This window comes from Sphingomonas sp. PvP056 (assembly GCF_040549155.1).
In the GTDB taxonomy this organism is placed as follows: Bacteria; Pseudomonadota; Alphaproteobacteria; order Sphingomonadales; family Sphingomonadaceae; genus Sphingomonas.
The window spans coordinates 355,122-368,814 of record NZ_JBEPST010000002.1 but is presented as its reverse complement, the minus strand read 5'-3'; the positions used below and the strand labels follow the sequence as shown (position 1 = coordinate 368,814).

At 64.6% G+C, this 13,693-nt stretch carries 10 protein-coding genes; 3 read left to right on the top strand and 7 right to left on the bottom strand.

Features of this window, described 5'->3' with window-relative positions; all coding sequences use genetic code 11:
• Positions 1 to 394 precede the first annotated feature (394 nt).
• The gene (locus tag ABIC17_RS05975) at positions 395 to 847 is read right to left on the bottom strand and encodes an EF-hand domain-containing protein (protein WP_354280027.1); all 453 of its coding nucleotides are present in this window, start codon (positions 845 to 847) and stop codon (positions 395 to 397) included.
• A 236-nt stretch (positions 848 to 1,083) separates the two neighbouring features.
• On the opposite strand from ABIC17_RS05975, the gene purB reads away from it, so the two are divergent.
• Positions 1,084 to 2,403, top strand: a complete 1,320-nt coding sequence (purB, locus tag ABIC17_RS05970) for an adenylosuccinate lyase (protein WP_354280025.1) — start codon at positions 1,084 to 1,086, stop codon at positions 2,401 to 2,403.
• Between the two features lie 466 nt (positions 2,404 to 2,869).
• Here the strand turns inward: purB and dnaJ are convergent, their stop codons facing one another.
• Both dnaJ and dnaK read right to left on the bottom strand, forming a co-directional pair.
• On the bottom strand, positions 2,870 to 4,000 hold the full coding sequence (gene dnaJ, locus ABIC17_RS05965) for a molecular chaperone DnaJ (protein ID WP_354280023.1): 1,131 nt from the start codon (positions 3,998 to 4,000) through the stop codon (positions 2,870 to 2,872).
• Positions 4,001 to 4,124: 124 nt separating this feature from the next.
• Positions 4,125 to 6,026, bottom strand: coding sequence for a molecular chaperone DnaK (gene dnaK / locus ABIC17_RS05960; RefSeq protein WP_354280021.1), 1,902 nt, complete (start codon positions 6,024 to 6,026; stop codon positions 4,125 to 4,127).
• 168 nt (positions 6,027 to 6,194) lie between these two features.
• Here dnaK and ABIC17_RS05955 point away from each other — a divergent pair, with 168 nt between their 5' ends.
• Positions 6,195 to 6,635: a copper chaperone PCu(A)C gene (locus ABIC17_RS05955; RefSeq protein WP_354280583.1), complete on the top strand. Its 441-nt coding sequence runs from the start codon at positions 6,195 to 6,197 to the stop codon at positions 6,633 to 6,635.
• 9 nt (positions 6,636 to 6,644) lie between these two features.
• Positions 6,645 to 7,112 (top strand): vgr related protein, encoded by a 468-nt coding sequence (locus ABIC17_RS05950; RefSeq protein WP_354280019.1) that lies wholly within the window; start codon positions 6,645 to 6,647, stop codon positions 7,110 to 7,112.
• A 27-nt stretch (positions 7,113 to 7,139) separates the two neighbouring features.
• Here the strand turns inward: ABIC17_RS05950 and ABIC17_RS05945 are convergent, their stop codons facing one another.
• The 4 genes from ABIC17_RS05945 to glmS all read right to left on the bottom strand — a co-directional run bounded on the left by ABIC17_RS05945 (position 7,140) and on the right by glmS (position 13,679).
• The gene (locus ABIC17_RS05945) at positions 7,140 to 8,978 is read right to left on the bottom strand and encodes an ATP-binding protein (protein ID WP_354280017.1); all 1,839 of its coding nucleotides are present in this window, start codon (positions 8,976 to 8,978) and stop codon (positions 7,140 to 7,142) included.
• Entirely contained in the window at positions 8,975 to 10,888 is a 1,914-nt protein-coding gene (locus tag ABIC17_RS05940) for a putative bifunctional diguanylate cyclase/phosphodiesterase (RefSeq protein ID WP_354280015.1), read from the bottom strand. The genes ABIC17_RS05945 and ABIC17_RS05940 overlap by 4 nt, the downstream gene beginning before the upstream one ends.
• Before the next feature lie 62 nt (positions 10,889 to 10,950).
• Positions 10,951 to 11,859: an ROK family protein gene (locus tag ABIC17_RS05935; RefSeq protein WP_354280013.1), complete on the bottom strand. Its 909-nt coding sequence runs from the start codon at positions 11,857 to 11,859 to the stop codon at positions 10,951 to 10,953.
• Positions 11,856 to 13,679 (bottom strand): glutamine--fructose-6-phosphate transaminase (isomerizing), encoded by a 1,824-nt coding sequence (glmS, locus tag ABIC17_RS05930; protein ID WP_354280011.1) that lies wholly within the window; start codon positions 13,677 to 13,679, stop codon positions 11,856 to 11,858. The genes ABIC17_RS05935 and glmS overlap by 4 nt, the downstream gene beginning before the upstream one ends.
• Positions 13,680 to 13,693: the final 14 nt, after the last annotated feature.

Genomic DNA, 13,693 nt, shown 5'->3' with positions numbered 1-13,693 from the left:
GCCTGCACAACCGGGGAAAGGCAGTGCTTCGACTTCGCTCAGCACGAACGGGGAATGGAAGAATTTGCTGGAAAGGTAGCGCCCCCCTCCTCCCGTTCGCCCTGAGCGCAGTCGAAGGGCCTGCGCAACCGGGGAAAGGCAGTGCTTCGACTTCGCTCAGCACGAACGGGGAATGGGAAAAATGGTCGGAAAGGTAGCGCCCCCCCTCCCTCACCGTTCGCCCTGAGCGCAGTCGAAGGGCCAGCTCAACCGGAGCGAGGCAGTGCTTCGACTTCGCTCAGCACGAACGGGGGCGAGGCGCGGAAATAGTGACACAATGGCGCGCGCTGATAGCGCAACCCCGCCCCTCATCGCCGCGTCACGGGCAGGCGAAGAGGAAGCGGCACGGGATTGATCAGCCAGCGGCCGACAGGAAGGTGGTCAGTTCGCCCTTGGACACTTTCTTGTTCTTGTCCGCGTCCGCCTGTGCGAACGCCGTCGCGACCCAGGTCTTGGTCGCTGGCGCGGTTGCCTTGGTGCTCGGGTCGCTCGCGGTCTTGAGCGCGACCATCCAGGCACTGAACTCGGTGGCGCTCAGTGAACCGTCGCCGTTCTTGTCATAGGTCGGAAATTCGGTGCCGACGACATCGGCGATCTGTGCACCCGTCGCGGGTTGCGCTTCGGCGGTCTGCGCCGGTGCCGATTCGGCGCCAGCCGGTGGCTGCGCCATAGGTGTCGCCTGGCTGGGGTCAGCATTGGTAGCCCCTTGCTGCGTATCCGCAGGAACAGCGGCAGACGGTTGCGTGACTTGGGCCAGTGCCGGTGCAGACACGGTCAGTGCGCTGGCAATAATGATCGACTTCAACATTACACGTCTCCTTGACTTGGATCGCACGGGTTTACAGCCCAGCGATGCCAATACCGCCTTATGCTGCACCATGCCGACCATTGCTATGGCTGGAGCCCCTTGCGCCCACATTTGAAGCCTCGCCCCGTCCCTGCTAACGCCCCGCTCACCCGGTTGCGTGCCGAATCCACGATGGGCCGATCCGGCCCGTTCTTGGCGCACGACCCCACTCGCTCCGTTTTGACGAAGGATTGCCGATGGTCCCCCGCTATTCCCGCCCCGCGATGACCGCGATCTGGACGCCCGAGGCGCGTTTCCGCATCTGGTTCGAGATCGAAGCGCACGCGACCGAGGCGCTCGCCGACCTTGGCGTCGTCCCGCGCAAGGCGGCGGACGCGCTCTGGGCGTGGTGGGCGACCAAGCCCGCAATCGACGTCGCCGCGATCGACGCGATCGAAGCGGTGACCAAACATGACGTGATCGCCTTCCTCACCTGGGTGGCGGAGCAGGTCGGCGACGAAGCACGCTTCATGCACCAGGGGATGACCTCGTCCGACGTGCTCGACACCTGCCTCGCGGTACAGTTGGCGCAGGCGGCGGATCTGCTGATCGCGGATATCGACGCACTGCTCGCAGCACTTTCGGTCCGTGCGCATGAGCACAAGATGACCCCGACGATCGGGCGCAGCCACGGAATCCATGCCGAACCGGTGACATTCGGGCTGAAACTCGCGCAAGCCTATGCCGAATTCGCGCGAAACCGGGAGCGTTTGGTGGCTGCGCGTGCTGATATTGCGACCTGTGCGATCTCGGGCGCGGTCGGGACCTTCGCCAATATCGACCCGCGGGTCGAGGAACATGTCGCCGCCAAGCTCGGCCTCACCGTCGAGCCGGTCTCCACTCAGGTCATCCCGCGCGACCGCCACGCGATGTTCTTCGCGACGCTTGGCGTGATCGCCTCGTCGATCGAGCGGCTCGCGACCGAAGTACGCCATCTCCAGCGCACCGAAGTGCTTGAAGCGGAAGAGTATTTCTCGCCGGGCCAGAAAGGTTCGTCGGCGATGCCGCACAAGCGTAACCCGGTGCTGACCGAGAACCTCACCGGTCTCGCGCGGATGGTGCGCGGGTATGTCACCCCCGCGCTCGAGAACGTTGCCTTGTGGCATGAGCGCGACATCAGCCATTCGTCGGTCGAGCGCTATATCGGCCCCGATGCGACGATCACGCTCGACTTCGCGCTCGGGCGGATGACCGGGGTGATCGAGAAATTGCTCGTTTATCCGGCGCGGATGGAAAAGAATCTCAACAAGATGGGCGGCCTCGTCCATTCGCAGCGCGTGCTCCTCGCGCTGACGCAAGCCGGGGTGAGCCGCGAGGATTCGTATCGCCTCGTCCAGCGCAACGCGATGAAGGTGTGGGAATCGGATGGCGAATTGTCGCTGCTCGAACTGCTGAAGGCCGATCCCGAAGTGACCGCCGCGCTGTCGGTCGCGGAGATCGAGGACAAGTTCGATCTCGGCTATCATCTGAAGCACGTCGACACGATCTTCGCGCGGGTGTTCGGGGCGCAGGGTTAACCGTTCGTCTACACCAGAGCACGTTTCAACGTGCAAATGCTGCACTTGCGAATGCGCGTAATAATGTTGCTGAATTAAGCAACAATCTCCAAATGTCTCCGTGCCGGGATGATCCGGCACGGAGACTCTCAAATGCGCATCCTGCAGAACCTGGCCAGCGGCCTTATTGCCGTGGCCGGTGTCGCACTGGTGGCGGAAGTCCTGATCTTCTGACCACCCGACCGCTCGACCGCCCCTTGTAACAAGGGGCGGGAGAAGCGCTTTTTGGTTTCGTAGTTTTTAAGACGAAGGCTTCCCTCACCGTCCGCTTCCCCGGCGAAGGCCGGGGCCCAGTCGAGATGGCCGACGTAACGTAGCGCAGCGCTCAAGGCTCTTCTGTCTCACTACTGGGCCCCGGCCTTCGCCGGGGAAGTAGCAGATGAAGGGGAAAGCGCCTCCTGGCGGCCGCTCGCTTCCCCCCAAAGCATTACACCCAGGCGCTCTTCACCTTCTTGAAGAACCCACTCGTCTGCGGGCATTCCTTGCCGGTCTCGGTCGCGCGGAACTCCTCGAGCAACTCGCGCTGGCGTGCGGTGAGGCTCGTCGGGGTCTCGACCTCGACGCGGATCACCAGATCGCCGCGACCACGGCCCTGCAACACCGGCATCCCCGCGCCACGCTGGCGCAGCTCGCGTCCGGACTGTGTGCCCGCCGGGATCTTGATCGTGTGATTGACCCCGTCCGGCCCCGGGATCGTGACTTCGCCCCCAAGCGCCGCGGTCGTGAAGCTGATCGGCGTCCGCGCGAACAGCGTGGTGCCCTCGCGCTCGAACAGCGGATGCCGTGCGACGTGGAGGAAAATATAGAGATCGCCCGACGGTGCGCCGCGCAGACCCGCCTCGCCCTCACCGGTCAGGCGAACGCGCGTGCCTTCGTCCACCCCGGCCGGAATGTTGACGGTGCGCGTCTTGGTCTGGTCGATCCGACCTTCGCCATGGCATGCGCCGCACGGGTCCGCGATCGTCTGGCCAGCGCCGTGGCAGCTCGGGCAGGTCCGCTCGACCACGAAGAAGCCCTGCTGCGCACGGACCTTGCCGTGGCCGTGGCACGTCGCGCAGGTCTTGGCGACGGTCCCACGGGTCGCGCCGCTGCCTTCGCAGACCTCGCATACGCCCGACACGTCGATCGTGATGTCGGTCGATTTGCCGTGGAACGCGTCCTCGAGCGTGATTTCCATGTCGTAGCGCAAATCGGCACCACGCCGCGGTCCCTGTGCGCCACCGCCACCGCGCTGGCCGCCCATGAACTCGCCGAAGATGTTCTCGAAAATATCGGAAAAAGCGCCGAAGTCCTGCGCGCCGCCGCCGCCACGACCGCCGCCGCCGCCCTGACGGAAGGCCTCGTGACCGAAGCGATCATAGGCCGCGCGCTTCTGCGGATCCTTGAGGCAATCATAGGCCTCGCTGATCGCCTTGAAATGCGCCTCGGAATCCTTGCAACCGGGGTTGCGGTCCGGGTGATACTTCATCGCCAGCTTGCGATAGGACGTCTTGATCGTCCCGTCGTCGGCGGTGCGCTCGCATTCGAGCAGTTCGTAGAAATCGACTTCGGTGCTCATGTCAGGCCCTCAGACCGGGAGACGGTGGCGGGTGGAACAGCGAACGGTTTAATCCGCCCTGCCCATGCCCGTCACCGCCGCGCCCGGCGGCCCTCCCCCGCCAAGCGAGAGAGGGCGTTTGTGCTTATGCCTTGGTGTCGTCGACTTCGGAGAATTCCGCGTCAACCACGTCGTCCTTCGGTGCCGCTGCACCGTCGGCGGCGGGCGAAGCGTCGGCCTGCGCCTGCTTCTCGTAGATCGCCTGCCCAAGCTTCATCGCAACCTGGCCGAGTGCTTCGGCCTTGGCCTTCATCGCCTCGGGATCGCCACCTTCGACCGCAGTCTTGGCTTCGGCGATCGCCGCTTCGATCTCGCCCTTGAGCGACGCGTCAACCTTGTCGGCATTGTCGGCAAGCTGGCGCTCGGTCGTGTGGATCAGGCTCTCGGCGTTGTTCTTCGCCTCGGCCGATGCACGGCGCTTCTTGTCGTCCTCGGCGAACTGCTCGGCGTCGCGAACCATCTGCTCGATGTCGCGATCCGACAGGCCACCCGATGCCTGGATGCGGATCTGCTGCTCCTTGCCGGTGCCCTTGTCCTTCGCCGACACGTTGACGAGGCCGTTGGCATCGATGTCGAACGTGACCTCGATCTGCGGCACGCCGCGCGGTGCGGGCGGGATGCCGACCAGGTCGAACTGGCCGAGGATCTTGTTGTCCGCCGCCATTTCGCGCTCGCCCTGGAACACGCGGATCGTGACAGCCCCCTGGTTGTCGTCCGCGGTCGAATAGGTCTGCGACTTCTTGGTCGGGATCGTCGTGTTGCGATCGATCATCCGGGTAAACACGCCACCCAGCGTCTCGATGCCGAGCGACAGCGGCGTCACGTCGAGCAGCAGCACGTCCTTGACGTCGCCCTGCAGCACGCCCGCCTGGATCGCCGCACCCATCGCCACGACCTCATCCGGGTTGACGCCCGAATGCGGTTCCTTGCCGAAGAAGTCCTTCACGACCTGACGGACCTTGGGCATGCGCGTCATACCGCCGACGAGGACGACTTCGCTGATGTCCGCCGACTTTACGCCCGCATCCGCCATCGCCTTCTTGCACGGCTCGAGCGTACGCTGGATCAGGTCCTCGACCAGACGCTCGAGGTCCGAGCGCGTGATCGCCTTGACGAGATGCTTCGGGCCGGTCGCGTCCGCAGTGATGAACGGCAGGTTGACTTCGGTCGTAGCTGCCGACGACAGCTCGATCTTCGCCTTCTCAGCCGCTTCCTTCAGACGCTGGAGTGCCAGCTTGTCCTTGGTGAGGTCGATCCCTTCGGCCTTCTTGAAGTCTTCCGACAGGAAGTTGAGCAGCTTGTTGTCGAAATCCTCACCGCCGAGGAAGGTATCGCCGTTGGTCGCCTTCACTTCGAACACGCCGTCGCCGATCTCGAGGATCGAGATGTCGAACGTACCGCCGCCGAGGTCATAAACCGCGATCGTCTTGTTGGTGTCCTTGTCGAGGCCATACGCAAGCGCAGCAGCCGTCGGCTCGTTGATGATGCGGAGCACTTCTAGACCCGCGATCTGCCCGGCGTCCTTGGTCGCCTGGCGCTGTGCGTCGTTGAAGTACGCGGGCACGGTGATGACCGCCTGCGTGACCGTCTCGCCGAGATAGGCTTCCGCGGTTTCCTTCATCTTCTGCAGCGTGAAGGCGGAGATCTGCGAAGGCGAATATTCCTTGCCGCCAGCGCCGACCCATGCGTCGCCATTGTTGCCGCGCACGATGTGGTACGGGACCAGCTCGGTGTCCTTCTTGGTGATCGGGTCGTCGAAACGACGGCCGATCAGACGCTTCACCGCGAAGATCGTGTTCTCCGGGTTGGTCACTGCCTGGCGCTTGGCCGGCTGGCCGACCAGTCGCTCGCCATCCTTGGCGAATGCGACGATCGACGGCGTGGTGCGCGCGCCTTCTGCGTTTTCGATGACCTTCGGCTTGCCGCCTTCCATGACGGATACGCAGCTGTTGGTCGTGCCGAGATCGATTCCGATTACTTTTGCCATTGGTCCTCTTGGGCCCCCGTCAGTCAAAAAATGGACGTTCAGCCGTGCCCTCGAACTGAGCGGCACGACCCGTTACTCCAGCGATATAGGGGGGCTTTTGCTTGTCGCAAGATTTTCGCACGCCTAGAGACGCCTTTGGGTTCCCAATGCGGGAGATAAGATTTGAACGTGCGGTTTTTTGCGGTTTTGGCGTGCGCTGCGGTTGCCGGCTGTCAGTCGCCGCCCGAACTCAAGGTCGATCACGGCTATGTCCGGCTGGGCACGATGCCGAGCCGCCCGTCCGCGGGCTATTTCACGATCCATGGCGGGCCGACCGCAACGACGCTGATCGCGGTCAACAGCCCGGTCGCGGTCAAGAGCGAACTGCATGAATCGATGACGGCGGGCGGCATGTCGACGATGAAGCCGCTCGGCGACCTCAAGATCCCCGCACTGTCGACGACCGAGTTCAAACCCGGCGGCAAACACCTCATGCTGTTCGACATGAACCCGGGGATCAAACCCGGGCGTCCGATCACGCTGACGTTCACTTTCTCGGACGGGCGGCGGATCGACGCGCTCGTGCCGACGATCGCGCCGGGCGCGTCTGCTCCCGTGTTCAAGGACTGAGACGACAGCGTGGCACGGGCACCGAAGCGGACGTTGACCAGCGGCGAAGTAACGCTCGCGCGCAGTGTGTTCGGCGATGCGATCGATTACGCAAAAGTGCGGCTGACGCAGCGCAAATGGGCGTTCTTCCAGCCGCGCGAGACGGTGATGGCCCCCACCGGATGCATCTGCTTCCATCCCAAGGGATCGCTTTACCACGATGATTTCGCGTGCGGAAATCTCGATGCGCAGGGGCTGTTGATCCATGAGCTGACGCACATCTGGCAGACTCAACGCGGGATTTTCCTGCCGCTCGTGCGCCATCCGTTCTGCCGCTATGATTATGCGATCCGTCCAGGGTTGCCGCTCAAGCGTTACGGGATCGAGCAGCAGGCGGAAATCGTGCGGCATACCTTCGTGTTGCGCCACGGCGGGTTCATTCGCGGAGCGCTGCCGCTGGCGACCTATGAGAGCATCCTGCCGTTTCGACCCGGCTGACGCAGGGGCGACAGAGGAACCTGCCGGTTAAGCAGCATCGCTTTCATCGGGTGCCAGCCGCAGCGATAGCGTCGCGACCGCCCCCTGCCCCGGCCCCGCACTGTCGAGCCGCAGCGTCCCCTGCATCGCCTGCATCGCGTTGGCGCACCAGTGCAGGCCAAGCCCCCCGACCTTGTGCTGCCGGGTGGAATAGCCGCGCTGAAAGAGGTTGGGTGCCGCGCCAGCCGCGAACCCCTCGCCATCGTCGCGGATCACGATCTGGGCCATGTCGTCGGTCTGTTCGATCGTGACCCGGATGCTGCCGCTGCCGGTCCCGTGCGCCGCGATCGCGTCGGCGGCGTTCGCGAAGAGATTGCCGATTACCTGGCTGAGGATGATCCGGCTCGCCAGCACATGACAGGGTTGCGCGGGGAAACCGACCGCGATCGACACGCTGCCGGAATAGCGCGCAATCGTCGCGTTACGCGCGATGATGTCGGTCACGTCGCACGGCGACATTTCGGGGCGTTCGTGAACAGCGCGCTGCTGCTGCCCGATGATTTCGAGCACCTGACCCATCGCCTCGCGCGCCACCAGCAGCGCACGATGACGATCGGTGCGATCCTGCACTTCCGCCGCGACCGCCGTCGCGACGAACGCCGCCAGTTTCTCCCGGCGCGCGGGCGCAACCGTATCGTTCGCCAGTTCCGCGACAGCGCGGTTGAGCAGTGCCAGATCGACCGGCGCGGTCTGCGTGCTTGCGCGGCTCAGAATCGTGCTGACCGGGGTAAGTGCATTACGGACGTTGTGCAGCATCGCGGTGGCGCTCTCGCTTTTGCCCAGCGCGAAATTCTGCGACTCAAGTTGCTGCCGCAAATCGTGCAACTGCCGCAACATCGCGTTGAAGCTGGTGGCAAGCGATCCGATCTCATCGGCAGACATCGGGCCAGGTAACAGCGCCAGCGTACCGGAACGCTGGACCGTCTTCATGTGACGCTCCACCCGCGCGAGCGGGCGAAGCACCTGCGTGGTGATCAGCCATCGCACTGCCAGTAACAGCAGCAGCAACAGGACGACCGATCCCGCGACCGCGAGCAGCAGCATCCGCTGACCGAGCACCGCGAATTCCCGGCGCACGGTGAACGCGGCACCCGCAACCGCTTGTCCGTCAGGTCCGCGGATCGGTACGACGATGTGCATGGCGGTGCGCGTCGCCTCGGTCGTCGCGCCATCTGCGGTACTGTCGAGATCGACCCGCGTCGGCAGGTGCGACGCTTCCGACAACAGGGTCGGCGAAAGACGGCGGGCTAGCAGGACGAAATGCGGCGGGGTGCGACTGTCCTTGCCCGATATCCGCACGACCCCCACGGCCGCGACCGCCTTCCCCAGCCTCAGGTAGAAGTGCGCAGACCGGTTGACCCCCACGAGCCGGTCGAGCGGGAGCGGTCGTATCGCATCGGCAAAGGCCCGCTGTATTGCCCGCCCGTCGCCGGATCGCCATTGGACGCTGCCGTTTCCGTCAGGCGTCTCATTCTCTGCGCCGCCCAGCCAGGCGATCCCATCCACCTGTCGATCGTCGAAGATGTGCCGAGCCTGCGCGCGGTTCGGTGCGAATGCGGCATCTTCGGCGAAGTCACGCGCCTTGAGTTCGACCGTGCGTGACACCGCCTCGAGCGCGGTCCGGGTGCGGTCCATTTCCACCTGGATCGACTTGCCCTCGAGCGACTTGAAACTCGGGATGATGACGCTCGACAGAACCGCGATCAGGAAGACCGCCCCGATCAGTCCGACCCCGGTCAGGATGGCGACAAGTTTCGCCGCAAGCGCCCGCGAAGCCCGCGATGCCCGGGTGCGTCGTCGAATCCACCGGGCGAGGGCGGACCTCATGGTTGCGGTACGGTGCTGCCTCCGAACAGCAACTCGGGCTTCTCGGGCGGAAGCGGCGGGCCGTTGTCGACCATGTAGCGCGTGAGCGCGATCTGCCGTGCGAACACCTTGGAAACCGGACGGCTGAACAGGAACCCCTGCATGTGGGAACAGCCCGCGACGCGAAGCGCCTGCAACTGCGCCTCGCTTTCCACGCCCTCGGCGACCACGCCCAGCCCCAGCGCACGCCCGAGATGGATGATCGACTGGACGATCGCCGCACTCTCGCGCTCGCGGCCCATGCCGTCGATGAAGCTGCGGTCGATCTTGAGGCAATCGAGCGCGAACTTGCGGATGTTGTAGAGGCTCGAATAGCCTGTCCCGAAATCGTCCAGCGCGATGCGGAAGCCCATCTGGCGCAACTTGTAGAGCGTGTCCGCTGCCCGGTCGGCATCGTCGAAGATCGCGGTTTCGGTGATCTCGATCTGGAACCGCGTCGGATCGACGCCAGCGCGCTGCACTTCCTCGATCAACCGTGCGACGAAATTGTGCCGCCGGAACTGGCGCGGCGAGAAGTTTACCGAGACATACTGCGTCGGCCACTCGCAAAGCACCTTGAGCGATTCACGCACCACCCAGTCGCCGATTTCGTGGATCAGGTTGGATTCCTCGGCGATCGGCACGAACACTTCGGGCCCGATCGGTCCGTGCGTATCGGTCTCCCAGCGCAACAGCGCCTCGAACCCGACGATCTCCAATTGCTCCCGCTCCACGATCGGCTGGAATGCGAGCGACAGTTCGTTGCGCGCGATCGCGCCAGACAGTCCGGTTTCGATCGCACGACGCAAACGGATCGTCTCGTCCATCCCGTCGTCATAGACCCGAACGATCCCCCGACCGTCGCGCTTGGCATCGTGAAGCGCGAGGTCGGCCCGGCGCATAAGATCGACCGGATCGCGTGATTCGCCCGGCTCGGTTGCGATCAGGCCGATCGATGCGCCACCCTGCACGGAATGGCCCAGGACCTTGAACGTCGATGCGCACGCCTTTGCGATCCGGGCGCAATCCTGTTCGGCGGCATCGGTCCCGGCGGTGTCGAACAACAGCCCGAACTCGTCCCCGCCAAGCCGCGCGACCATTCCGCCCGACGGTATCGAGCGCTGCAACACCGCGCACATCGTGCGGATCAGTTCATCGCCGGCGAGATGCCCGAGCGTATCGTTGACCAGCTTGAACCGGTCGAGATCGACCATCGCGACGGCAAACTGCGCCCCCGACTTGGCACGGTCGCTCAGTGCGCGCCGGAACGCCAGACGGTTGGGCGCTTCGGTCAATGAATCGTGGTTGGCGAGATGCATCGCCCGGCTTTCGTTCGCCGCGAGTTCGTGGCCTTGCTCTTCGAGTTGCCGCACCTGCGCCGCCAGCGTCTCGCGCGCGGCAGTCAGTTCCCGGTCGCCTTCCCAGCGATGCCCGAGCGCGATCGCCATCTGCTGGACCTCTGCGACCTCGAACGGTTTGGCGATGTAGAAGATCTTGTCCGGAGGCCCGGCGACCCGCGCGATCTCGGTCGGTGTGAAGTCCGAATAGCCGGTAACGATGACGATGTGGATGTCCGGGTCGAGTGCACGGATGCGCTGTGCCGTATCGCGGCCGTCGATTCCGGGCGGCATGCGCACATCGATGAACGCCACCGCAAAGCGCTTCTTGTCGCGCATCGCATCGGCAACCGCAGACACGCCTTCCGCCCCTTGCAGCGCGAAGGTCAGCTCGAACGCAGGTCCGTGTTCGACGGTATCGGGGGCCAAATCGTCCCCGAATAATTCCGCAGCCATTTCCCCAAGGGTGGCGGCCATACCACTGTCATCACAGGTAAAACTGCGTCGATAGCTTTCGTGCATGGCCGGTTCGTCATCGACGATCAGAATTCGCATCGGACACCATCTCACAAGACAAAAGGCGCGATGCACCTTTTGTTCCTGCTACGCAAACTGGGTTAACAATTTCTGAAGCTCGACCCCTTGCTCAGTGCCCGTACGCCCAGCTCGATCGCACCCAGCGGACCGGCCATGCCGCCAAGTTCCGCTGGAACAACAAAGGCTTCGAACGGCATCAGACCACGCGCATTGCCATATCCCGCCAGGCTCTCGGCGAGCTTGTGCTGGATCATCGCGAACAGATGCGGAACACCGACCATCACACCGCCACCCATAACGATGCGACGTGGTATCCCGGTCAGAACCAGCGTGTGACACAATTGCGCCAGCGCGTGCGCAACGCCGTCCCATACGGGATCACCAATCGCGATGTCCTGCGCAGGTGTTCCCGCGCGGGCGCGGATCGCGGTGCCCGACGCCAGACCTTCGAGGCAGTCGCCGTGGAATGGGCATGACCCTTGCCAGGTGTCGCCGGGAAGCCGGACCGGACGAATATGCCCGAGTTCGGAATGCGTAAGCCCTGAAACCGGGGTCCCGCCGAGCACCAGGCCAACGCCGAGCCCGGTCCCGACCGTGACATAGGCATGATCCGCCACGGTGCGCGACGCCCCCCAGCGCCCTTCGCCAAGCGCCGCGCCCGCGACGTCGCTGTCGAAACCGGTCGGGACGCCGGCGACGCGCGCCAGTCGCTGCCCGACGTCGGTATCCGACCAGCCGGGCTTGGGCGTCGCGGTGATAAAGCCGTGCCTGGGATCGGCCGGATCGAGCGACACCGGACCGAAACTCGCGATGCCGAGCGCTTCATAACCCGACCAGCGCGCAAGCACGGCCTCGACCGCGTCCATCGTTTCCGCAGGGGTCGTGGTCGGGATCGTCACCGTGTCGCGGACATCGTCGGGTCCGCTGGCGAGAACGCAGATGACCTTGGTTCCGCCGAGTTCGATCCCGGCGACGAGGGGCGTGCTCATTCTACCGTCACCGACTTTGCGAGGTTGCGGGGCTGGTCGACATCGGTCCCCTTGATGACCGCGACGTGATAGGCGAGCAACTGCACCGGCACCGCATAGACCAGCGGGGCGATCAGCGGGTGGACCTTGGGCATGGTGATCGTCGCCAGACAATTGTCGCCCGCCGCCTGGATACCGTCGTAATCCGAGATCAGGACGACCTTGCCGCCGCGCGCCTGGACTTCCTGCATGTTGCTGACAGTCTTGTCGAACAGCGGGCCCGAGGGGGCGATGACGATCACCGGGACATTCTCGTCGATCAACGCGATCGGCCCGTGCTTCATCTCGCCTGCGGCATACCCTTCGGCGTGGATGTAGCTGATTTCCTTCAGTTTCAACGCGCCTTCCAGCGCCAGCGGGTAATCCGTCCCGCGGCCCAGATACAGCACGTCGCGCGCGACCGCGACGTGATGCGCCATCGCCTCGATCGCCTCGTCATAGGCGAGCGCACCATTGAGCGCGGCGGGCGCTTCGGCGAGGTGCTTGACGATCATCTTCTCCTCGGCAGGGCTGAGCTTGCCCTTGGCACGCGCGAGATTGGCGGCGAGCGCCGCGAGCACCGCGAGCTGGCACGTGAACGCCTTGGTTGAGGCGACGCCGATCTCGGGACCGGCATGGGTGGGCAGCAACAGGTCGGCTTCGCGCGCCATCGTGCTCGTCGGCACGTTGACGACGACCGCGATCGTCTGCCCCTCGGCCTTGGCATGGCGCAGCGCCGCGAGCGTATCCGCGGTCTCGCCCGACTGGCTGATGAACAGCGCGAGACCGCCCTCCTCCATCACCGGCGCGCGGTAGCGGAATTCGGACGCGACATCGAGATCGACCGGCACGCGGGCGAACTGTTCGAACCAGTATTTGGCGACCATGCCCGCGTAGAAGCTCGTCCCGCAGGCGACGATCGTGACGCGCTTGATCGTCGACAGGTCGAACTCGGGGATGGGCAGCGTCACGCGCTCCTCCATCCGCTGGAGGTACGAGCGCAACGTCTGGGCGACGACGATCGGCTGCTCGTAAATCTCCTTGAGCATGTAATGCTTGTGGTTGCCCTTAGAGACCAGATCGCCGGTCACGCCGGAGATCGTGATCGGCCGCTCGACGGGCGTGTTGTCGCGGTCATAAACCTGGGCGCCGTCGCGCGTCAGCACGACCCAGTCGCCCTCGTCGAGATACGCGATCCGCTGCGTCAGCGGCGCGAGCGCGAGCGCGTCAGAGCCGAGGTACATCTCGCCCTCGCCATGCCCGACGACCAGCGGCGAGCCGAGCCGCGCACCGATCAGCAGATCGGGGTGTTGGCGGAACAGGATTGCGAGCGCGAACGCACCGTGGAGCCGTGGCAGGATTTCGCGCACCGCCTCGATCGGGCCAAGCCCCGCCTCGACCTTCTCGCTGATCAGATGCGCAACGACTTCGGTATCGGTCTCGCTGGTGAAGGTGCGCCCGCGTGCGATCAGTTCATCGCGGAGCGGCTTGAAATTCTCGATGATGCCGTTGTGGACAACCGCGACTTCGCCCGTCGCGTGGGGATGCGCGTTGTTGGTGGTCGGGCCGCCATGCGTCGCCCAGCGGGTGTGCGCGATCCCGGTCTTGCCGGGCAGCGGGTGCGCCGCAAGTTCGTTCGCGAGATTGATCAGCTTGCCCGAAGCGCGCCGCCGCTCGATCGCACCGTCGAAATCGGTTGCGATCCCCGCGGAATCATAGCCGCGATATTCGAGCCGCTTGAGCCCGTCGAGCAGACGGTCCGCCACGTCTTCGGTGCTCAGGATGCCAACGATGCCACACATGTGCTTGTCTCGAC

Coding starts and splice junctions, on each gene's coding strand:
- ABIC17_RS05975 (WP_354280027.1), bottom strand. CDS start 847: ATGTTGAAGTCGATCATTATTGCCAGCGCACTGACCGTGTCTGCACCG.
- purB (WP_354280025.1), top strand. CDS start 1,084: ATGGTCCCCCGCTATTCCCGCCCCGCGATGACCGCGATCTGGACGCCC.
- dnaJ (WP_354280023.1), bottom strand. CDS start 4,000: ATGAGCACCGAAGTCGATTTCTACGAACTGCTCGAATGCGAGCGCACC.
- dnaK (WP_354280021.1), bottom strand. CDS start 6,026: ATGGCAAAAGTAATCGGAATCGATCTCGGCACGACCAACAGCTGCGTA.
- ABIC17_RS05945 (WP_354280017.1), bottom strand. CDS start 8,978: ATGAGGTCCGCCCTCGCCCGGTGGATTCGACGACGCACCCGGGCATCG.
- ABIC17_RS05940 (WP_354280015.1), bottom strand. CDS start 10,888: ATGCGAATTCTGATCGTCGATGACGAACCGGCCATGCACGAAAGCTAT.
- ABIC17_RS05935 (WP_354280013.1), bottom strand. CDS start 11,859: ATGAGCACGCCCCTCGTCGCCGGGATCGAACTCGGCGGAACCAAGGTC.
- glmS (WP_354280011.1), bottom strand. CDS start 13,679: ATGTGTGGCATCGTTGGCATCCTGAGCACCGAAGACGTGGCGGACCGT.